The sequence below is a fragment of the Streptococcus thalassemiae genome (assembly GCF_903645285.1).
Lineage (GTDB): Bacteria > Bacillota > Bacilli > Lactobacillales > Streptococcaceae > Streptococcus > Streptococcus thalassemiae.
Window position 1 is genome coordinate 297677 of record NZ_CAHJXN010000003.1, and the last position, 21270, is coordinate 318946.

The following is a 21270-nucleotide window of genomic DNA, read 5'->3' on the forward strand; positions in this document are numbered from 1 at the left end:
GGAAGCCATGCTTTATCCAACACCTATTGCTAAGTTGATTGACAGTTATTCCAAACTTCCTGGTATTGGGATTAAGACAGCAACTCGACTGGCCTTTTATACTATTGGAATGCCGGATGACGACGTCAATGAATTTGCAAAAAACCTCCTTTCTGCTAAGAGAGAATTGACCTACTGTTCTATTTGTGGACGTTTGACAGACGACGATCCTTGTTCTATCTGTACCGATCCGACTCGTGACCAGACAACGATTTTGGTGCTAGAGGATAGTCGTGATGTGGCAGCCATGGAAAATATCCAAGAATACCACGGACTCTATCATGTCTTGCATGGACTCATTTCCCCTATGAATGGCATTAGTCCAGATGATATCAATCTCAAGAGTCTCATGACTCGTCTGATGGATAGTGAGGTTTCAGAAGTAATCGTAGCAACCAATGCCACAGCAGATGGGGAAGCGACTTCGATGTATCTTTCACGTTTGCTCAAGCCAGCTGGGATCAAGGTTACGCGCCTGGCACGAGGCCTTGCTGTGGGAGCAGATATCGAGTATGCGGACGAAGTAACCCTCTTACGGGCTATTGAAAATCGGACAGAGTTGTAAGTGTAGACAAATTTACGAACCCATTCATTTATAAAAAATCAAGGAGGCTGAAAATTGTTCATATCGGCCTCTTTTTGTGTAGTGTGATGAGTAGGATTAGGTTCAAGTTTTAAAAAAACAAGCAAATATGATATACTAAAGAGCGAGTATTCTAGTAGAATTAGGACAAGTAATATGAAACAAACGATTATTCTTTTATATGGTGGACGGAGTGCGGAACGCGAAGTCTCTGTCCTTTCAGCGGAAAGTGTCATGCGTGCGGTCAATTACGACCGTTTCACAGTTAAGACTTTCTTTATCAGTCAGTCAGGTGATTTTATCAAAACGCAGGAATTTAGTCAGACTCCAGGTCAAGAGGACCGTCTCATGACCAATGAAACCATTGATTGGGATAAGAAAGTTGCACCAAGTGCTATCTACGAAGACGGTGCAGTAGTCTTCCCAGTTCTTCATGGTCCGATGGGAGAAGATGGCTCTGTCCAAGGATTCCTTGAAGTTTTGAAAATGCCTTACGTTGGTTGCAACATTTTGTCATCTAGCCTTGCCATGGATAAAATCACGACCAAGCGTGTGTTAGAATCTTCTGGTATTGCCCAAGTTCCTTATGTGGCCATCGTTGAAGGTGATGATGTGACTGCTAAAATCGCTGAAGTGGAAGAAAAATTGACTTATCCAGTCTTCACTAAGCCGTCAAACATGGGTTCTAGTGTCGGTATTTCTAAGTCTGAAAATCAAGAAGAACTTCGTCAGGCTTTGGAACTTGCCTTCCAATATGACAGCCGTGTCTTGGTAGAGCAAGGGGTAAATGCCCGTGAAATCGAGGTTGGTCTACTGGGCAACTACGATGTCAAAAGCACCCTTCCAGGAGAAGTAGTCAAGGATGTTGCCTTTTATGACTACGATGCCAAGTATATTGATAACAAGATTACCATGGATATTCCAGCCAAAATCGGTGATGATGTGGTAGCTGTCATGCGTCAGAATGCAGAAACAGCCTTCCGTGCCATTGGTGGGCTCGGTCTATCTCGTTGCGATTTCTTCTATACAGATAAGGGAGAGATATTCCTAAACGAGCTTAATACCATGCCAGGTTTCACCCAGTGGTCTATGTACCCACTACTTTGGGACAATATGGGAATCAGCTACCCAGACCTAATCGAGCGATTGGTTGACCTTGCCAAGGAAAGTTTTGACAAGCGCGAAGCGCATTTGCTATAAAAATGAAAGAGAGGGTAGAAGCCAGAACTATCACTGCCAGGTGATTAGAGTTCTGGGACTTCAACCCTTTTTAAAGGAGTAGAAATGAAATTAACAATTCATGAAGTGGCCCAAGTTGTAGGAGCCAAAAATGATGTCAGCATCTTTGAGGACATCCAGTTAGAAAAGGCTGAGTTTGATAGTCGTTTGATTGGGACTAGAGATTTATTTGTGCCACTTAAAGGTGCGCGTGATGGCCATGACTTTATCGAAAGAGCCTTTGAAAATGGTGCAGCAGTAACCTTGTCTGAGAAAGAGGTCGCAAATCATCCTTATATTTTAGTAGACGATGTTTTGACTGCCTTTCAACAACTAGCTGCCTATTATCTTGAAAAAACGGCTGTTGATGTCTTTGCAGTTACGGGTTCAAATGGCAAGACAACGACCAAGGATATGTTAGCGCATTTACTGTCAACGACCTACAAGACCTACAAAACACAAGGAAACTACAATAACGAAATTGGACTTCCCTACACAGTTCTCCATATGCCTGAAGGAACAGAAAAGTTGGTCTTGGAGATGGGGCAGGATCACTTGGGAGATATTCATCTCTTGTCAGAATTGGCTCGTCCAAAAACAGCCATCGTGACCTTGGTTGGAGAAGCCCATTTGGCCTTTTTCAAAGATCGTTCGGAAATCGCTAAAGGGAAAATGCAAATTGCAGATGGCATGGCTGAAGGTTCTTTGCTTTTGGCACCAGCTGACCCGATTGTAGAGGCCTACTTGCCAGCTGATAAAAAGGTGGTCCGTTTTGGGCAAGGAGCAGAGTTGGAAATCACAGACTTGGTTGAGCGCAAGGATAGTCTGACCTTTAAGACTAATTTCTTGGAACAAGCCCTCGATTTGCCAGTGACTGGTAAGTACAATGCCACTAATGCTATGATTGCGTCCTATATTGCCCTACAAGAAGGAGTTTCAGAGGAGCAGATTCGTCAGGCCTTCCAAGATCTTGAATTGACGCGTAACCGTACCGAGTGGAAGAAAGCAACCAATGGAGCAGATATCCTATCAGATGTTTACAATGCCAATCCAACTGCTATGAAGCTGATTTTAGAGACTTTCTCTGCCATTCCAGCCAACGAAGGTGGCAAAAAAATCGCTGTTTTGGCGGATATGAAGGAGCTTGGTGATCAGTCTATTCAACTCCATAACCAGATGATTTTGAGCCTTTCGCCAGATGTGCTGGATACCGTGATTTTCTATGGAGAAGATATTGCTGAATTGGCCCAACTTGCCAGTCAAATGTTCCCAATCGGCCACGTTTACTACTTCAAGAAAACAGAAGACCAAGACCAATTTGAAAACCTAGTCAAGCAGGTTAAGGAAAGCCTAGGAGTGCATGACCAAATCCTGCTCAAAGGCTCCAATTCTATGAATCTAGCCAAGTTGGTAGAATGTTTAGAAAATGAAGGCAAGTAATTTTGTCAAACATTTACGTATTTCTAAATCCATTTTTCTTACATTGCATGGTATAATAAAATGCAGGAAAATTTTGAATCATGAGGAAGACTAGATGAATTTATGGGATATTTTCTTTACGACCCAAGCAACAGAGCCACCCAAATTTGACCTTTTTTGGTATGTCAGTATATTTACACTCTTGGCCTTGACCTTTTATACAGCCTATCGTTATCGTGAGAAGAAGGCCTACCAACGATTTTTCCAAATCTTGCAGGCCGTTCAGTTAATCCTTCTTTATGGTTGGTATGGGGTCAATCATATGCCACTGTCAGAAAGTTTACCCTTTTACCATTGCCGTATGGCTATGTTTGTGGTGCTCTTGCTTCCTGGTCAGTCTAAATATAGGCAGTATTTTGCATTACTAGGAACATTTGGGACATTAGCTGCCTTTGTTTATCCAGTGCCAGATGCCTATCCTTTCCCACATATTGCGATTTTGTCCTTTATCTTTGGCCACTTAGCACTCTTGGGGAACTCATTGGTTTATCTCTTGAGACAGTATAACGCGCGATTGCTGGATGTGAAGGGGATTTTTCTCATGACCTTTGGACTAAATGCCTTGATTTTTGTGGTCAATTTAGTAACAGGTGGAGATTACGGATTCCTGACAAAACCACCATTGGTTGGAGACCATGGCTTAGTAGCTAATTATTTAATCGTTTCTCTGGCCTTGTCGGCAGCCATTACGTTGACAAAGAAAATCTTGGAACTATTTTTAGAACAAGAAGCAGAAAAAATGATTGCAAAGAAAGCTTAACACAGAGCTTTCTTTTTTTGTCTTAGAGAGTTTTTACAAGCAGCTTATAAAATAAGAATTTCTGAATAGACAAATTCAAAAAATGGCTGGGAAATTTAGGAAAAAAGCAAGCACGATTAAATTTTTTGTGTTATAATATTCTGTGAATAGCTATGCCTAGGTTTAGCTATGGAATAATACGAAGTGCGAAACTTGGAAGATAGAGAGGATGCGATGTAATGGCTAGAGAAGGCTTTTTTACAGGTCTAGATATTGGAACAAGCTCTGTCAAGGTGCTTGTGGCCGAGAAGAGAAATGGTGAATTAAATGTAATTGGCGTGAGTAATGCCAAAAGTAAAGGTGTAAAGGATGGAATTATTGTTGATATTGATGCAGCAGCAACTGCTATCAAGTCAGCCATTTCCCAAGCGGAAGAAAAGGCAGGCATTTCTATTAAATCAGTGAATGTCGGCTTGCCTGGTAATCTTTTGCAGGTCGAACCAACTCAAGGGATGATTCCAGTAACATCTGATACCAAGGAAATTACGGATCAAGATGTTGAAAATGTTGTCAAATCAGCTTTGACAAAAAGTATGACACCTGACCGTGAAGTCATTACCTTTATTCCTGAAGAATTTATTGTGGATGGTTTCCAAGGGATTCGTGACCCACGTGGCATGATGGGGGTTCGCCTTGAAATGCGTGGCTTGCTTTATACAGGTCCTCGTACTATCTTGCACAATTTGCGTAAGACGGTTGAGCGTGCAGGTGTTCAGGTTGAAAATATTATCATTTCACCACTAGCAATGGTTCAATCAGTTTTGAACGAAGGTGAACGTGAATTTGGTGCTACAGTGATTGATATGGGGGCAGGTCAAACGACTGTCGCTACAATCCGTAACCAAGAACTTCAGTTCACCAATATTCTCCAAGAAGGTGGAGATTATGTAACTAAGGATATCTCTAAAGTCTTGAAAACTTCTCAGAAGTTGGCTGAAGGTTTGAAATTAAACTATGGAGAGGCTTACCCTCCTCTTGCAAGTAAAGAAACCTTCCAAGTAGAAGTTATTGGAGAAGTAGAAGCAGTCGAAGTGACAGAAGCCTACTTATCAGAAATTATTTCTGCACGAATCAAGCACATCCTTGAACAAATTAAGCAAGAATTAGATAGAAGACGTCTATTGGACCTCCCTGGTGGCATTGTCTTAATCGGTGGGAATGCCATTTTACCAGGTATGGTTGAACTTGCTCAGGAAGTATTTGGCGTCCGTGTCAAGCTTTATGTTCCAAATCAAGTTGGTATCCGTAATCCAGCCTTTGCGCATGTGATTAGTTTATCGGAATTTGCTGGACAATTGACAGAAGTCAATCTTTTGGCTCAAAGAGCAGTCAAGGGTGAAGTTGCTCTGACTCATCAACCAATTAGTTTTGGGGGAATGATTCAGAAAACAGCTCAGTTTGTACAATCAACGCCTGTTCAACCAGCTCCTGCTCCAGAAGTAGAGCCGGTGGCTCCTACAGAACCAATGGCGGATTTCCAACAAGCTTCACAAAATAAACTGAAATTAGCAGATCGTTTCCGTGGCTTGATCGGAAGCATGTTTGACGAATAAAGAGGAAAAATAAATTATGACATTTTCATTTGATACAGCTGCTGCTCAAGGTGCAGTGATTAAGGTAATTGGTGTCGGTGGAGGTGGTGGCAATGCCATCAACCGTATGGTCGACGAAGGTGTTACAGGCGTAGAATTTATCGCAGCAAACACAGATGTACAAGCATTGAGTAGTACAAAAGCTGAGACTGTTATTCAGTTGGGACCTAAATTGACTCGTGGTTTGGGTGCAGGAGGTCAACCTGAGGTTGGTCGTAAAGCTGCTGAAGAAAGCGAAGAAACACTGACGGAAGCTATCAGTGGCGCAGATATGGTCTTCATCACTGCTGGTATGGGAGGAGGATCTGGAACTGGAGCTGCTCCTGTTATTGCTCGTATCGCCAAAGATTTAGGTGCTCTTACAGTTGGTGTTGTAACACGTCCCTTTGGTTTTGAAGGAAGCAAGCGTGGACAATTTGCTGTTGAAGGAATCAACCAACTTCGTGAGCATGTAGATACTCTATTGATTATTTCAAACAACAACTTGCTTGAAATTGTTGATAAGAAAACACCGCTCTTGGAGGCTCTTAGCGAAGCGGATAACGTACTTCGTCAAGGTGTTCAAGGGATTACTGATTTGATTACCAATCCAGGATTGATTAACCTTGACTTTGCCGATGTGAAAACAGTTATGGCAAATAAAGGGAATGCTCTTATGGGTATTGGTATCGGTAGTGGAGAAGAACGTGTTGTTGAAGCAGCACGTAAGGCAATTTACTCTCCACTTCTTGAAACAACAATTGATGGAGCAGAAGATGTGATTGTCAACGTAACTGGTGGTCTTGACTTAACCTTGATTGAAGCAGAAGAGGCTTCACAAATTGTGAACCAGGCGGCAGGTCAAGGAGTGAACATCTGGCTCGGTACTTCAATTGATGAAAGTATGCGTGATGAAATTCGTGTAACAGTTGTTGCAACGGGTGTTCGTCAAGACCGCGTAGAGAAGGTTGTTGCTCCACAAGCTAGACCTACTACTAACTACCGTGAGACAGTGAAACCAGCTCATTCACATGGCTTTGATCGTCATTTTGATATGGCAGAAACAGCTGAATTGCCAAAACAAAATCCACGTCGTTTGGAACCAACTCAAGCATCTGCTTTTGGTGATTGGGATCTTCGCCGTGAATCGATTGTTCGTACAACAGATTCAGTTGTTTCTCCAGTCGAACGCTTTGAAGCCCCAACATCACAAGATGAAGATGAATTGGATACACCTCCATTTTTCAAAAATCGTTAAGTAAATGAATGTAAAAGAAAATACAGAACTTGTTTTTCGAGAAGTTGCAGAGGCTAGTCTGAATGCTCATCGAGAGAGTGGTTCAGTCTCTGTCATTGCAGTTACCAAGTATGTAGATGTACCGACAGCGGAAGCCTTGCTTCCGCTAGGTGTTCATCATATCGGTGAAAATCGTGTAGATAAGTTTCTGGAAAAATATGAAGCTTTAAAAGATCGAGATGTGACTTGGCATTTGATTGGTACCTTGCAAAGACGTAAGGTGAAAGATGTCATACAATTTGTCGATTATTTCCATGCCTTGGATTCAGTAAAGCTGGCAGAGGAAATTCAAAAAAGAAGTGACCGAGTCATCAAGTGTTTCCTTCAAGTAAATATTTCTAAAGAAGAAAGTAAACACGGCTTTTCGCGAGAAGAATTATTGGAAGTCTTACCAGAGTTAGCCAAATTAGATAAGATTGAATATGTTGGTTTGATGACGATGGCACCCTTTGAGGCTAGCAGTGAGCAGTTGAAAGAAATTTTCAAGGCTACCCAAGATTTGCAAAGAGAAATCCAAGAAAAACAAATTCCAAATATGCCTATGACTGAGTTAAGTATGGGAATGAGTCGTGATTATAAAGAAGCGATTCAATTCGGTTCCACCTTTGTTCGTATAGGTACAGCATTTTTTAAGTAGGAGAGGACCATGTCTTTAAAAGATAGATTCGATAGATTTATAGATTATTTTACGGAGGATGAGGATTCAACGATTCCTTATGAAAAAGGAAATGAACCTGTGTTTACTCCAGTAAATTCTTCACAGGAAACGGCTCTCCCAATGAATCAACCTTCACAGTCTGCTGGTGCAAAAGATAGCAATATCACCAGACTGCATGCACGACAACAGGAATTGGCAAACCAGAGCCAGCGTGCAACGGAGAAGGTAATTATAGATGTTCGTTATCCTAGAAAATATGAAGATGCAACAGAAATTGTTGATTTATTGACAGGAAACGAAAGTATTTTGATTGATTTTCAATATATGACAGAAGTGCAGGCCCGTCGTTGTTTGGACTATTTGGATGGAGCTTGTCATGTTTTAGCTGGTAATCTGAAAAAGGTAGCATCTACCATGTATTTGTTAACACCAGTGAATGTCATTGTGAATGTAGAAGATATTCGTTTACCAGATGAAGAACAAAATGGTGAGTTTGGCTTTGATATGAAGCGAAATAGACTACGATAATGATTTTTTTAATTCGTATGATTTATAATGCAGTGGATATTTACTCCCTGATTTTGGTAGCCTTCGCTGTCATGTCTTGGTTTCCAGGTGCCTACGAATCAAGTTTAGGTCGTTGGATTGTAGCATTGGTAAAACCAGTGCTTGCTCCCTTGCAACGTCTGCCTTTACAGATAGCGGGTCTTGATTTATCTGTTTGGGTCGCGATTGTTTTGGTTCGATTTTTAGGAGAAAACCTAGTGCGTTTTCTGGCGATGATAGGATGAATAAAGGGATTTATCAGCATTTCTCCATAGAAGATCGTCCATTTCTTGACAAGGGAATGGAATGGATAAAGAAGGTAGAAGATAGCTATGCTCCTTTTTTAACTCCTTTTATCAATCCTCATCAGGAGAAGCTATTAAAGATTTTGGCCAAAACTTATGGTCTTGCTTGTAGCAGTAGTGGGGAATTCGTCTCGAGTGAGTATGTTCGAGTTTTATTATACCCAGATTATTTCCAGCCAGAGTTTTCAGATTTTGAAATATCTCTCCAAGAAATTGTGTATTCCAATAAATTTGAACACTTAACGCATGCTAAGATTTTAGGGACAGTCATCAATCAATTAGGGATTGAACGGAAACTTTTTGGAGATATCCTAGTAGATGAAGAACGGGCGCAGATTATGGTCAATCAGCAATTTCTTCTTCTCTTTCAAGATGGATTAAAGAAAATTGGCCGTATACCCGTTTCGCTGGAGGAACGTCCTTTCACCGAGAAAATAGATAAGCTAGAGCAGTACCGAGAGCTGGATTTATCTGTGTCTAGTTTTCGATTAGATGTTCTTTTATCAAATGTTTTAAAACTATCTAGGAATCAAGCAAACCAGTTGATTGAAAAGAAACTTGTCCAAGTAAATTATCATGTGGTAGACAAATCAGATTATATTGTTCAAGTTGGAGACTTGATTAGTGTGAGAAAATTTGGGCGCTTGAGATTGCTTCAAGATAAGGGACAAACAAAAAAAGAGAAGAAAAAAATAACCGTCCAGTTATTATTAAGTAAGTGAGGAATAGAATGCCAATTACATCATTAGAAATAAAGGACAAGACCTTTGGAACTCGATTCAGAGGTTTTGATCCAGAAGAAGTCGATGAATTTTTAGATATTGTGGTTCGTGATTACGAAGATCTTGTGCGTGCGAATCATGATAAAGATTTGCGTATTAAGAGTTTAGAAGAGCGTTTGTCTTACTTTGACGAAATGAAAGATTCATTGAGCCAGTCTGTATTGATTGCCCAAGATACAGCTGAGCGAGTGAAACAGGCGGCGCATGAACGTTCAAACAATATTATTCACCAAGCAGAGCAGGATGCGCAACGCTTGTTGGAAGAAGCTAAATATAAGGCAAACGAGATTCTTCGTCAAGCAACAGACAATGCTAAGAAAGTTGCTGTTGAAACCGAAGAATTGAAGAACAAGAGCCGTGTCTTCCACCAACGTCTCAAATCTACAATTGAGAGCCAGTTAGCTATTGTTGAATCTTCAGATTGGGAAGATATTCTCCGTCCAACAGCTACTTATCTTCAAACCAGTGATGAAGCCTTTAAAGAAGTGGTTAGCGAAGTACTTGGAGAACCGATTCCAGCTTCAATTGAGGAAGAACCAATTGATATGACACGTCAGTTCTCTCAAGCAGAAATGGCAGAGTTACAAGCTCGTATTGAGGCAGCCAATAAAGAATTGGCTGAATTTGAAGCTCAGGCTAAACAGGAAGTGGAAAATCCAACTCCTGTAGTGAGTCCTCAAATGGAAGAAGAGCCTGCTCATCCAGTTGGTCCAATGTACGAAGAACCAGAAGTAGCTCCAGTACATCCTTCGGCTCCAACACCAGCTACAGAAACGTTTGATTCAGCACCAGGATTTGAAGCACCGCAAGAATCCGTTACAATTTTATAAGAAATATTCTGAGAACAATATCTTATCCTTATATTTCCAGCGAGCAGGAGATGGTGTGAGTCCTGCATTCCCTAACGATAAGATTATCCTCTCAAACAATCAAGTCTGAATGGAGTAAGATTTGACGTTCCCCACGTTACGGGATAAGAGGGAGAAAGACCAGATCTTTTTCCGAATAAAGGTGGTACCACGATTTTCGTCCTTTTTGGAAGTCGTGGTTTTTAATTTGTTATTATTTATAAAGGAGATACCATGAAACTCAAAGATACCCTTAATCTTGGGAAAACAGCTTTCCCAATGCGTGCAGGCCTTCCTACCAAAGAGCCAGTTTGGCAAAAGGAATGGGAAGATGCAAAACTTTACCAACGTCGTCAAGAATTGAACCAAGGAAAACCTCATTTCACCTTGCATGATGGCCCTCCATACGCGAACGGAAATATCCACGTTGGACATGCCATGAATCATATCTCAAAAGATATCATTGTTCGTTCAAAATCAATGTCAGGTTTTAACGCACCTTATATCCCGGGTTGGGATACTCATGGTCTGCCAATCGAGCAAGTTTTGGCAAAACAAGGTGTCAAACGTAAAGAAATGGACTTGGTTGAGTACTTGAAACTTTGCCGTGAATATGCTCTTTCTCAAGTTTATAAACAACGTGATGATTTCAAGCGCTTGGGGATGTCAGGTGACTGGGAAAATTTATATGTGACTTTAACTCCAGACTATGAAGCAGCCCAAATCCGTGTCTTTGGTGAGATGGCTAATAAAGGCTATATCTACCGTGGTGCAAAACCAGTTTACTGGTCATGGTCATCTGAGTCAGCCCTTGCCGAAGCAGAAATTGAATACCATGATTTGGTTTCGACTTCCCTTTACTATGCCAACAAGGTAAAAGATGGCAAAGGTGTTCTAGATACAGATACTTATATCGTAGTCTGGACAACAACTCCATTTACCATCACAGCTTCTCGTGGTTTGACTGTTGGTGCAGATATTGATTACGTTTTGGTTCAACCTGCTGGTGAAGATCGCAAGTTTGTAGTTGCTGCAGAATTATTGACTAGCTTGTCTGAGAAATTTGGCTGGGTTGATGTTCAAGTGTTGGCAACTTACCGTGGTCAAGAACTCAACCACATCGTAACAGAACACCCATGGGATACAGCTGTAGATGAGTTGGTTATTCTTGGTGACCACGTTACAACTGACTCTGGTACTGGTATTGTCCATACAGCCCCTGGTTTTGGTGAGGACGACTACAATGTTGGTATTGCTAATGGTCTTGAAGTCGCAGTGACTGTTGACGAACGTGGTATCATGATGAAGAATGCTGGTCCTGAGTTTGAAGGTCGATTCTATGAAAAGGTAGTTCCAACTGTTATTGAAAAACTTGGTAACCTCCTTCTTGCTCAAGAAGAAATCTCTCACTCATACCCATTTGACTGGCGTACTAAGAAACCAATCATCTGGCGTGCAGTACCACAATGGTTTGCCTCTGTTTCAAAATTCCGCCAAGAAATCTTGGATGCTATTGATAAAGTTAAATTCCATACAGAATGGGGTAAAGTACGTCTATATAATATGATTCGTGACCGTGGTGACTGGGTTATCTCTCGTCAACGTGCTTGGGGTGTTCCACTTCCAATCTTCTATGCAGAAGACGGTACAGCTATCATGACAGCTGAGACTATTGAACATGTGGCTCAACTCTTTGAAGTACATGGTTCAAGCATTTGGTGGGAACGTGATGCCAAAGACCTCTTGCCAGAAGGATTTACACATCCAGGTTCTCCAAATGGGGAGTTCAAGAAAGAAACAGATATTATGGATGTATGGTTTGACTCAGGTTCATCATGGAATGGTGTTTTGGTAAATCGTCCAAATCTGACTTATCCAGCTGACCTTTACCTTGAAGGTTCTGACCAATACCGTGGTTGGTTCAACTCATCACTCATTACATCTGTTGCCAACCATGGCGTAGCACCTTACAAACAAATCTTGTCTCAAGGTTTTACGCTTGATGGTAAGGATGAAAAGATGTCCAAATCTCTTGGAAATACTATTTTGCCTAGCGATGTTGAGAAACAATTTGGCGCTGAAATTCTTCGTCTTTGGGTAACAAGTGTAGATACTAGCAATGACGTTCGTATCTCAATGGATATCCTTAGCCAAGTATCGGAATCTTACCGTAAAATCCGTAACACTCTTCGTTTCTTGATTGCTAATACATCTGACTTTAACCCAGCTGAGGATGCAGTAGCTTACGATGAGCTTCGTTCAGTTGATAAGTATATGACGATTCGCTTTAACCAGCTTGTCAAGACCATTCGTGATGCTTATGCAAACTTTGAATTCTTGACAATCTATAAGGCATTGGTGAACTTTATCAACGTTGACTTGTCAGCCTTCTACCTTGATTTTGCCAAAGATGTTGTTTACATCGAAGGTGCTAAATCATTGGAACGCCGTCAAATGCAAACTGTTTTCTATGACATTCTTGTCAAAATCACCAAACTCTTGACACCAATCCTTCCTCACACTGCGGAAGAAATCTGGTCATATCTTGAGTTTGAAGCTGAAGACTTCGTTCAATTGTCAGAATTACCAGAGGCTCAAACTTTTGCTAATCAAGAAGAAATCTTGGATACATGGGCTTCCTTCATGGACTTCCGTGGACAAGCTCAAAAAGCCTTGGAAGAAGCGCGTAATGCCAAAGTTATCGGTAAATCGCTTGAAGCACACTTGACAGTTTATCCAAACGAAGTTGTGAAAACTCTACTCGAAGCAGTGAACAGCAATGTGGCTCAACTTTTGATCGTGTCAGACTTGACTATCGCAGAGGGACCAGCTCCAGAAACTGCTGTTAGCTTCGAAGATGTAGCCTTCACAGTAGAACGCGCTGCAGGCCAAGTATGTGACCGTTGCCGTCGTATCGACCCAACAACAGCAGAACGTAGCTACCAGGCAGTCATCTGTGACCACTGTGCAAGTATCGTAGAAGAAAACTTTGCAGACGCAGTCGCAGAAGGATTTGAAGAGAAATAAGGTTATTTTATAATGTGAACAAGGAAAAGGATTGTCAAACAGTCCTTTCCTTTTTGGTTTTGACTAGCTTTTTTGTGAAAAATTGTGTAAAATAGAATAGATAAACGAGGGGAAACCTCGGAAAATTTAAAGGAGAATCCATCTAATGGTAAAATTGGTTTTTGCTCGCCACGGTGAGTCTGAATGGAACAAAGCTAACCTTTTCACTGGTTGGGCTGATGTTGATTTGTCTGAAAAAGGTACACAACAAGCGATTGACGCTGGTAAATTGATCAAAGAAGCTGGTATCGAATTTGACCAAGCTTACACTTCAGTATTGAAACGTGCGATTAAAACAACTAACTTGGCTCTTGAAGCTTCTGACCAATTGTGGGTTCCAGTTGAAAAATCATGGCGCTTGAACGAACGTCACTACGGTGGTTTGACTGGTAAAAACAAAGCTGAAGCTGCTGAACAATTTGGTGATGAGCAAGTTCACATCTGGCGTCGTTCATACGATGTATTGCCTCCAAACATGGACCGTGATGATGAGCACTCAGCTCACACAGACCGTCGTTATGCTTCACTTGACGACTCAGTAATCCCAGATGCTGAAAACTTGAAAGTGACTTTGGAACGTGCCCTTCCATTCTGGGAAGATAAAATTGCTCCAGCTCTTAAAGATGGTAAAAACGTATTCGTAGGAGCTCACGGTAACTCAATCCGTGCTCTTGTAAAACACATCAAAGGTTTGTCAGATGACGAAATCATGGACGTGGAAATCCCTAACTTCCCACCATTGGTATTCGAATTTGACGAAAAATTGAACGTAGTTTCTGAATACTACCTTGGAAAATAAAAAATTGTAAGTCTAGAATTGATTTCTAGGCTTTTTATGTTAGTATGGTAGTATGATGAGGAATAAAAAACAAGATTATGTATTGGCCTACAAGCAACCAGCGTCAACAACTTACAAGGGCTGGGAAGAAGAGGCCTTACCAATAGGCAATGGTTCTTTAGGGGCAAAAGTATTTGGCCTTATAGGAGCTGAGCGGATTCAATTCAATGAAAAAAGTCTCTGGTCTGGAGGTCCACTTCCTGATAGTTCAGATTATCAAGGTGGAAATCTTCAGGATCAGTATGGTTTTTTAGCTGAGATTCGCCAGGCTTTGGAGAAGAGAGATTACAATCGGGCTAAGGAACTGGCTGAAGAGCACCTGGTCGGGCCCCAAACGAGTCAATATGGGACCTATCTGTCCTTTGGAGATATTTTTATTGAGTTCAGCCAGCAAGGCAAGACTTTGTCTCAGGTGACGGATTACCAGAGACAGCTGAATATTAGTAAGGCACTTGCGACCACTTCTTATGTCTATAAGGGAACGAAATTTGAACGTGAAGCTTTTGCGAGTTTTCCAGATGATCTCTTGGTTCAGAGTTTTACTAAGGAAGGGGCGGAAACTCTAGATTTTACTATAGAACTGTCGCTAAGTCGTGATTTGGCTTCTGATGGAAAGTATGAGCAGGAAAAATCTGATTACAAGGAGTGCCAGCTGGATATTACTGATTCTTATATCTTGATGAAGGGACGGGTTAAGGATAATGATCTGCGGTTTGCTAGTTATCTAGCTTGGGAAACGGATGGAGACATTATAGTCAGGTCAGATAAGGTTCAGATATCAGGAGCCAGTTATGCCAATCTCTTCTTGGCGGCTAAGACAGATTTTGCCCAAAATCCTGCTAGTAATTATCGCAATAAACTAGATTTAGAGCAGCAAGTAAAGGACTTGGTGGACACAGCTAAAGAAAAGGGCTATGCCCAATTGAAATCAAGGCATATTGAGGACTACCAAGCATTATTCCAGCGTGTTCAATTGGATTTGGGAGCTGATGTAGACACATCCACTGCAGATGATTTGTTAAAAAATTATAAGCCACAAGCGGGGCAGGCTTTGGAGGAGTTGTTCTTCCAGTATGGACGGTATTTATTGATTAGTTCGTCCAGAGACTGCCCAGATGCGCTACCAGCTAACCTACAAGGGGTCTGGAATGCAGTCGATAATCCTCCGTGGAATTCGGACTATCACTTAAATATCAATCTGCAGATGAATTATTGGCCAGCCTATGTGACTAACCTCTTAGAAACGACCTTTCCGGTCATCAACTATATAGATGATTTGCGTCTCTATGGTCGCCTAGCGGCTGCAAGGTATGCAGGAATCGTCTCTCAGGAAGGGGAGGAGAATGGTTGGTTGGTCCATACTCAAGCGACTCCCTTTGGTTGGACAGCACCTGGTTGGGATTACTATTGGGGTTGGTCACCAGCTGCCAATGCGTGGATGATGCAAACTGTTTATGAGGCCTATTCATTTTACAGGGACCAAGACTATCTCAGGGAGAAAATTTATCCCATGTTGAGGGAAACGGTGCGTTTTTGGAATGCCTTTTTACATAAGGATCAGCAGGCGCAGCGTTGGGTGTCTTCTCCGTCTTATTCTCCAGAACATGGGCCGATTTCGATTGGCAATACCTATGACCAATCTCTGATTTGGCAGTTATTTCATGATTTTATTCAGGCTGCTCAGGAATTGGGACTGAATGAGGCTTTGTTGACTGAGATCAAGGAGAAGTTTGACTTGCTTAATCCTCTTCAAATCACTCAATCTGGTCGAATCAGGGAGTGGTATGAGGAGGAAGAGCAGTATTTTCAAAATGAGAAAGTGGAGGCCCAGCATCGGCACGCTTCCCATCTGGTGGGACTCTATCCTGGAAATCTCTTTAGTCATAAGGGACAAGACTATCTTGAAGCGGCGCGTGCTAGCCTCAATGATCGTGGAGATGGCGGCACAGGCTGGTCCAAGGCCAATAAGATCAATCTTTGGGCGCGTCTAGGAGATGGCAATCGAGCCCATAAATTATTAGCAGAGCAGTTAAAGACATCCACCTTGCTAAATCTTTGGTGTAGTCACCCTCCTTTTCAGATAGATGGTAATTTTGGTGCTACTAGTGGCATGGCAGAAATGTTACTCCAGTCTCATGCAGCTTATCTGGTACCTCTAGCTGCCCTTCCCGATGCATGGTCAACAGGTTATGTTTCAGGCTTAGTGGCACGTGGACATTTTGAAGTGAGCATGAGGTGGGAGGATAAAAAACTTTTACAGTTGACCATTTTATCAAGGAGTGGAGGAGATTTGCGAGTTTCTTATCCAGATATTGAGAAGAGTGTGATTGAAGTGAATCAAGAAAAAATAAAAGCGAAATGCATAGAGAAAGATTGTATTTCAGTAGCGACAGCAGAAGGCGATCTGGTTCAATTTTATTTTTAAGAAGATGTTAGAAGGCAGTAATTTGAAACTGCCTTTTAATAAGGATTTGAGAATGTAAGCAGTTTCCAACTAGTTGAAAAAGCGTTATAATGGTAGTAGGAAGTAATTTGTTTGAGAGAGGGTGGGTCTGATGGCTTATATTGAGATGAAACACTGTTACAAGCGTTATCAGGTTGGGGACACGGAGATTGTGGCCAATCGTGATGTGAATTTTGAAATTGAAAAAGGGGAGCTAGTGATTATCCTTGGTGCATCTGGTGCAGGCAAGTCAACGGTTCTTAACCTTCTTGGGGGAATGGATACTAATGACGAGGGGGAAATCTGGATTGATAGTGTTAATATTGCAGACTATAGTTCCCACCAGAGAACCAATTACCGTAGAAATGATGTCGGTTTTGTTTTTCAGTTTTATAATCTAGTTTCCAATCTAACCGCTAAGGAAAATGTGGAGTTGGCTTCAGAAATCGTGACAGATGCCTTGAATCCTGAACAGGTCTTGACAGATGTAGGTCTGGCTCATCGTCTCAATAATTTTCCAGCCCAGCTTTCTGGAGGGGAGCAACAGCGAGTCTCCATTGCACGCGCGGTAGCCAAAAATCCTAAAATTCTCCTTTGTGATGAACCGACTGGAGCCTTGGATTATCAGACAGGCAAGCAGGTTTTGAAAATTCTCCAAGATATGTCTCGTCAAAAGGGAGCGACGGTGATCATCGTGACTCACAATGGAGCTTTGGCGCCCATTGCTGATCGCGTGATTCATATGCACGATGCCAGTGTCAAGGATGTGGTGATCAACCAGCATCCTCAGGATATCGACAGTTTGGAGTACTAGCATGATCAAGCGAAAAACCTATTGGAAGGACTTAATTCAGTCCTTCACAGGCTCCAAAGGGCGTTTTTTATCCATCTTAACCTTGATGATGTTAGGGTCTCTAGCCCTAGTAGGCCTCAAAGTGACTAGCCCCAACATGGAGGCGACAGCTAATGCTTATTTAACAACTGCTCAAACCTTGGATTTGGCAGTTATGTCTAATTATGGTTTGGATCAAGCAGATCAAAAAGAACTAGAACAGACTCAGGGCGCAGAGGTTGAGTTTGGCTATTTGACAGATGTGACTATGGATAATGGGCAGGATGCCATTCGACTGTACTCCAAACCAGAGCGAATTTCAACCTTTCAGCTAAGAGAGGGACGACTTCCTCAGTCAGACAAGGAAATCGCCTTGGCCACTCATTTGCAAGGCCAATTCAGCGTGGGACAAGAGATTAGTTTTAAAGAAAAAGAAGAGGGTCATTCCTCTTTAAAAGACCATACTTATACCATTACTGGTTTTGTGGATTCGGCTGAAATCCTCTCCCAGCGAGATATGGGCTACGCAGCAAGTGGAAGCGGGACTCTGACAGCCTATGGGGTGATTTTACCTAGTCAGTTTGATCAGAAAGTCTACAATATAGCACGCTTAAAATATCAAGATTTAGCAGGTTTAAATGCTTTCTCAGCAGCTTATGAAGAAAAATCCAAGCAACATCAGGAAGACCTTGAACAAGCTTTGTCAGATAATGGCAAGGCACGTCTGCAACTCTTGAGAAAAGAAGGACAAGAGTCTCTAGACAAAGGTCAAGAGACCCTTGACAAGGCTGAGACTAATTTGCAGGAAGGCAAGCGTCGTTTAGCAGCTGCTCAAGCTCGTTTACAGGCTCAGGAAAGCCAACTAGCCTTGCTTCCTCAAGCCCAGAGAGAGCAGGCCAGTGCGCAACTTACCCAAGCCAAGCAGGAATTGAGCAAGGAAGAAGATAAACTAAAGCAGGCTGAACAAAATCTAGCCCAAGAAAAGGAAAAATTAGAAAAACATCAGCAAGTTTTGGATGATTTGGCGGAGCCAAGGTATCAAGTATATAATCGTCAGACCATGCCTGGCGGTCAAGGCTACCTCATGTACAGTAATGCTTCAGCCAGTATTCGGGCAGTGGGCAATATCTTTCCTGTAGTGCTTTATGCCGTAGCAGCCATGGTGACCTTCACAACTATGACTCGTTTTGTGGATGAAGAGCGAACTCATGCAGGGATTTTTAAGGCCTTGGGCTATCGTAGCAAGGATATTATCGCCAAGTTTCTCCTTTATGGTCTAGTAGCTGGGACTGTCGGAACAGCTCTAGGTAGCATACTTGGCCATTATTTACTAGCTAGTGTAATTTCAAGTGTTATTACAAAAGACATGGTGGTGGGAGAAACCCAGATTCAGTTCTATTGGACCTATAGCTTACTGGCTCTTGTCTTGAGTTGGTTGGCTAGTGTTCTACCAGCCTACTTGGTAGCTCGTAGGGAACTTCATGATGAAGCAGCCCAGCTTTTACTGCCTAAACCTCCTGTCAAAGGAGCTAAAATCTTACTGGAGCGCATCCGTTTTATTTGGCGTCGTCTCAGTTTTACTCATAAGGTAACAGCTCGTAATATCTTCCGTTATAAGCAGCGGATGTTGATGACGATCTTTGGTGTGGCAGGTTCTGTAGCTCTGCTCTTTGCAGGTTTGGGAATCCAATCCTCTGTAGCAGGAGTTCCGTCTAGACAGTTTCAACAAATCCAACAGTATCAGATGATTGTTTCTGAAAATCCTAGTGCGACCAATCAGGACAAGGCAAATCTAGAAGAAGTGTTGAAAGGGCAGGATATCCAAGACTACCAGAAAATCTATTCTAAAACGCTAGACAAGGATTTCAAAGGTAAGGCTGGTCTTCAAACCATTACCCTTATGATGACAGAGAAGGAAGATTTGACTCCCTTTATTCATCTGCAACATCATCAGCAAGAGCTGACATTAAAAGATGGCGTCGTTATTACAGCTAAACTCGCCCAGCTGGCAGGTGTTAAGGTTGGACAGACTTTAGAAATTGAAGGGAGGGAGCTAACGGTCGCTGCCATTGCTGAGAACTACGTTGGTCACTTTATTTATATGAGTCAGGCTAGCTATGAGCAAATTTACGGCCAGCTACCCCAAGCCAACACTTATCTGGTTTCGCTAAGGGATACCAGTGCAACTAGTATCGAAAGGCAGGCAGGTTTGCTTATGAATCAATCTGCGGTGTCCAGCGTTGTCCAAAATGCTTCAGCCATTCGACTCTTTGACTCGGTCGCAAGTTCACTCAATCAGACCATGACCATCTTGGTCATCGTATCGGTTCTGTTGGCTATTGTTATCCTCTACAATCTGACCAATATCAACGTAGCTGAGAGAATCCGTGAACTCTCCACTATCAAGGTTCTCGGTTTTCATAATAATGAAGTCACTCTCTACATTTACCGTGAGACGATTGTGCTGTCCCTTGTGGGAATCGTACTTGGTCTGGTAGCTGGTTTCTATTTACACCAATTTTTGATTCAAATGATTTCGCCTGCGACCATTCTCTTTTATCCACAGGTAGGCTGGGAAGTCTATGTAATTCCGGTGGCAGCAGTAAGCATCATTTTGACCTTGCTTGGTTTCTTTGTCAATCATCATCTGAGAAAGGTTGATATGCTTGAAGCCCTGAAATCTGTAGAGTAATTTAGTTGTTTTTATCAGATCGAACTTGAATTTACTCGTAAATCATGACCACCCGCATAGCAGGTGGTTTTTTTGTCTCGCACCTAGCGGAGCGAGACGGACTAATAGTCACATAATTATAAGGCTGATAGTATTCATTTCACTATCAGCCTTACAGGTTATTTAACGTTTCAGAAAAACTATAATGTCAAGATTAACTAAACAGTATCTAATTCCTTCAAATAATTTTCTATCTTCATCAACATTAAAGGATTGTTATAAATCTTGCATAGCTCTCTTGCTTCTATATAATAATTTTTGACTTGTTCTTTGTCTAGAAATTTGGCCCCAGCATTTCCTACAAGAATAAGTAGAGGAGCCAGTTGGTAGCTTGTCTGTTTTTGTTTACAGAGTTCAATCGTCTCAAGAGCTTCTTGGATGGCTTCGTTATATTTTTCCTTTGACACTAGATAGTGAGCGTAGTTGTAACGAACTCTGATGTAGCCAAATAAAAACTCTTGATGCTCAAAATTTTTTGTCTGATATAACTCCATCAAATGAGAGTAGTTTGCCTCATATTCTTGTTCACGACCCACTAAGGAATAGAAATTAGATAGAGTATTCAATGCCTTTAAATAAATCAGAGTATTTGAGGAGACTTTTAATAATATATTTTCCAATGAAGAAATAGCCTCACACTTACTGTCATATTGATAGAAGTCAATAATAGCTTTAATCCATTCAAGGTAAGTTCGGTCTTCTAGTGTTAGAAAAGTACTTCGTTCAATCTCTATTCTATAAATATATTCCAAATTGTCATAATTTCTGTCATCTAATAGTCGAGCAGATAATTGCTTGAAATTAGAGAGGTTAGATTTAATTTCAATTTGTTCATTAAAAAAATAATCTAATGGCACTTCGAGTCGTTGTGAGAGTTTGAACAAAAGGTCTGCGGAGGGAATGAAATGCCCTCTCTCAATTTTACTAATCTGGCTTTGTTCACAAATTCCTTCTGCAAGAGTTTGTTGGGAGAGTCTCAACTCTTTTCTTTTCAATCTGAATTTCTCTGCGAGTGTATTCATTAAAGATAATAAACCTTCCTATTTGCTTAATTTCATTATAAAATTTTTAGTTCAAAATAGCAAGTTAAAGAAATAAATAATTCCTTATGGTAATAAACTGGAAAAAAAGTCAAAATAGACATAAATACTTGACTGATTTTCATATGTGTGTTAGAATTAAGCAGAAAGAAAGGAGGTTCATAATATAAGATGAGGAGAAATCGTGGAATTAAA

The 21270-nt window shown here is 41.5% G+C and carries 17 protein-coding genes; 16 read left to right on the forward strand and 1 reads right to left on the reverse strand.

Translation table 11 applies throughout. The annotated features are described in order from the left end of the window. The first annotated feature begins 7 nt into the window (after nucleotides 1-7). The 16 genes from recR (at nucleotide 8) to HWX15_RS06705 (ending at nucleotide 19996) form a co-directional block, all read left to right on the forward strand. On the forward strand, nucleotides 8-604 hold the full coding sequence (gene recR / locus HWX15_RS06630; protein ID WP_125409633.1) for a recombination mediator RecR: 597 nt from the start codon (nucleotides 8-10) through the stop codon (nucleotides 602-604). 174 nt (nucleotides 605-778) lie between these two features. Next, on the forward strand, nucleotides 779-1822 hold the full coding sequence (locus tag HWX15_RS06635) for a D-alanine--D-alanine ligase (protein ID WP_175880617.1): 1044 nt from the start codon (nucleotides 779-781) through the stop codon (nucleotides 1820-1822). 84 nt (nucleotides 1823-1906) lie between these two features. Then, on the forward strand, nucleotides 1907-3280 hold the full coding sequence (locus HWX15_RS06640) for a UDP-N-acetylmuramoyl-tripeptide--D-alanyl-D-alanine ligase (RefSeq protein WP_175880618.1): 1374 nt from the start codon (nucleotides 1907-1909) through the stop codon (nucleotides 3278-3280). Nucleotides 3281-3374: 94 nt separating this feature from the next. Continuing rightward, on the forward strand, nucleotides 3375-4079 hold the full coding sequence (locus tag HWX15_RS06645; RefSeq protein ID WP_175880619.1) for a YwaF family protein: 705 nt from the start codon (nucleotides 3375-3377) through the stop codon (nucleotides 4077-4079). Nucleotides 4080-4297: 218 nt separating this feature from the next. Beyond that, nucleotides 4298-5671, forward strand: a complete 1374-nt coding sequence (ftsA, locus tag HWX15_RS06650) for a cell division protein FtsA (RefSeq protein WP_175880620.1) — start codon at nucleotides 4298-4300, stop codon at nucleotides 5669-5671. 16 nt (nucleotides 5672-5687) lie between these two features. Next, nucleotides 5688-6947 (forward strand): cell division protein FtsZ, encoded by a 1260-nt coding sequence (ftsZ, locus tag HWX15_RS06655; protein WP_000144272.1) that lies wholly within the window; start codon nucleotides 5688-5690, stop codon nucleotides 6945-6947. 4 nt (nucleotides 6948-6951) lie between these two features. Then, nucleotides 6952-7623, forward strand: a complete 672-nt coding sequence (locus HWX15_RS06660; protein ID WP_054385287.1) for a YggS family pyridoxal phosphate-dependent enzyme — start codon at nucleotides 6952-6954, stop codon at nucleotides 7621-7623. 9 nt (nucleotides 7624-7632) lie between these two features. After that, the gene (locus HWX15_RS06665) at nucleotides 7633-8172 is read left to right on the forward strand and encodes a cell division protein SepF (protein WP_175880621.1); all 540 of its coding nucleotides are present in this window, start codon (nucleotides 7633-7635) and stop codon (nucleotides 8170-8172) included. Beyond that, nucleotides 8172-8435 (forward strand): YggT family protein, encoded by a 264-nt coding sequence (locus HWX15_RS06670; RefSeq protein ID WP_000576513.1) that lies wholly within the window; start codon nucleotides 8172-8174, stop codon nucleotides 8433-8435. Before HWX15_RS06665 ends, HWX15_RS06670 begins: the two co-directional genes overlap by 1 nt. Continuing rightward, nucleotides 8432-9217, forward strand: coding sequence for a YlmH family RNA-binding protein (locus HWX15_RS06675; RefSeq protein ID WP_050207847.1), 786 nt, complete (start codon nucleotides 8432-8434; stop codon nucleotides 9215-9217). The genes HWX15_RS06670 and HWX15_RS06675 overlap by 4 nt, the downstream gene beginning before the upstream one ends. An 8-nt stretch (nucleotides 9218-9225) precedes the next feature. Continuing rightward, nucleotides 9226-10107: a DivIVA domain-containing protein gene (locus HWX15_RS06680; RefSeq protein ID WP_367948263.1), complete on the forward strand. Its 882-nt coding sequence runs from the start codon at nucleotides 9226-9228 to the stop codon at nucleotides 10105-10107. Nucleotides 10108-10359: 252 nt separating this feature from the next. Then, nucleotides 10360-13152, forward strand: coding sequence for an isoleucine--tRNA ligase (gene ileS, locus HWX15_RS06685; protein WP_175880622.1), 2793 nt, complete (start codon nucleotides 10360-10362; stop codon nucleotides 13150-13152). Nucleotides 13153-13297: 145 nt separating this feature from the next. Beyond that, nucleotides 13298-13990, forward strand: coding sequence for a phosphoglycerate mutase (locus tag HWX15_RS06690; protein ID WP_000240129.1), 693 nt, complete (start codon nucleotides 13298-13300; stop codon nucleotides 13988-13990). 52 nt (nucleotides 13991-14042) lie between these two features. Further along, nucleotides 14043-16454 (forward strand): glycoside hydrolase family 95 protein, encoded by a 2412-nt coding sequence (locus tag HWX15_RS06695; protein WP_175880623.1) that lies wholly within the window; start codon nucleotides 14043-14045, stop codon nucleotides 16452-16454. Between the two features lie 130 nt (nucleotides 16455-16584). Then, on the forward strand, nucleotides 16585-17286 hold the full coding sequence (locus HWX15_RS06700; protein ID WP_101785849.1) for an ABC transporter ATP-binding protein: 702 nt from the start codon (nucleotides 16585-16587) through the stop codon (nucleotides 17284-17286). Nucleotide 17287: 1 nt separating this feature from the next. Next, complete coding sequence (locus HWX15_RS06705) at nucleotides 17288-19996, forward strand: FtsX-like permease family protein (RefSeq protein WP_175880624.1); 2709 nt, start codon at nucleotides 17288-17290, stop codon at nucleotides 19994-19996. 197 nt (nucleotides 19997-20193) lie between these two features. Here the strand turns inward: HWX15_RS06705 and HWX15_RS06710 are convergent, their stop codons facing one another. Then, nucleotides 20194-21057 carry a helix-turn-helix domain-containing protein gene (locus HWX15_RS06710; protein WP_175880625.1) on the reverse strand — a complete coding sequence of 288 codons (864 nt, stop codon included), beginning with the start codon at nucleotides 21055-21057 and terminating at the stop codon, nucleotides 20194-20196. Nucleotides 21058-21270: the final 213 nt, after the last annotated feature.

Excerpts from the sequence above, each read along its gene's own strand:
- HWX15_RS06680 (WP_367948263.1), top strand. The coding sequence starts at position 9,226 with ATGCCAATTACATCATTAGAAATAAAGGACAAGACCTTTGGAACTCGA.
- HWX15_RS06660 (WP_054385287.1), top strand. The coding sequence starts at position 6,952 with ATGAATGTAAAAGAAAATACAGAACTTGTTTTTCGAGAAGTTGCAGAG.
- ileS (WP_175880622.1), top strand. The coding sequence starts at position 10,360 with ATGAAACTCAAAGATACCCTTAATCTTGGGAAAACAGCTTTCCCAATG.
- ftsA (WP_175880620.1), top strand. The coding sequence starts at position 4,298 with ATGGCTAGAGAAGGCTTTTTTACAGGTCTAGATATTGGAACAAGCTCT.
- HWX15_RS06690 (WP_000240129.1), top strand. The coding sequence starts at position 13,298 with ATGGTAAAATTGGTTTTTGCTCGCCACGGTGAGTCTGAATGGAACAAA.
- HWX15_RS06645 (WP_175880619.1), top strand. The coding sequence starts at position 3,375 with ATGAATTTATGGGATATTTTCTTTACGACCCAAGCAACAGAGCCACCC.
- HWX15_RS06665 (WP_175880621.1), top strand. The coding sequence starts at position 7,633 with ATGTCTTTAAAAGATAGATTCGATAGATTTATAGATTATTTTACGGAG.
- recR (WP_125409633.1), top strand. The coding sequence starts at position 8 with ATGCTTTATCCAACACCTATTGCTAAGTTGATTGACAGTTATTCCAAA.
- HWX15_RS06705 (WP_175880624.1), top strand. The coding sequence starts at position 17,288 with ATGATCAAGCGAAAAACCTATTGGAAGGACTTAATTCAGTCCTTCACA.
- HWX15_RS06640 (WP_175880618.1), top strand. The coding sequence starts at position 1,907 with ATGAAATTAACAATTCATGAAGTGGCCCAAGTTGTAGGAGCCAAAAAT.
- HWX15_RS06695 (WP_175880623.1), top strand. The coding sequence starts at position 14,043 with ATGATGAGGAATAAAAAACAAGATTATGTATTGGCCTACAAGCAACCA.
- HWX15_RS06710 (WP_175880625.1), bottom strand. The coding sequence starts at position 21,057 with ATGAATACACTCGCAGAGAAATTCAGATTGAAAAGAAAAGAGTTGAGA.
- HWX15_RS06675 (WP_050207847.1), top strand. The coding sequence starts at position 8,432 with ATGAATAAAGGGATTTATCAGCATTTCTCCATAGAAGATCGTCCATTT.
- HWX15_RS06635 (WP_175880617.1), top strand. The coding sequence starts at position 779 with ATGAAACAAACGATTATTCTTTTATATGGTGGACGGAGTGCGGAACGC.
- HWX15_RS06670 (WP_000576513.1), top strand. The coding sequence starts at position 8,172 with ATGATTTTTTTAATTCGTATGATTTATAATGCAGTGGATATTTACTCC.
- ftsZ (WP_000144272.1), top strand. The coding sequence starts at position 5,688 with ATGACATTTTCATTTGATACAGCTGCTGCTCAAGGTGCAGTGATTAAG.
- HWX15_RS06700 (WP_101785849.1), top strand. The coding sequence starts at position 16,585 with ATGGCTTATATTGAGATGAAACACTGTTACAAGCGTTATCAGGTTGGG.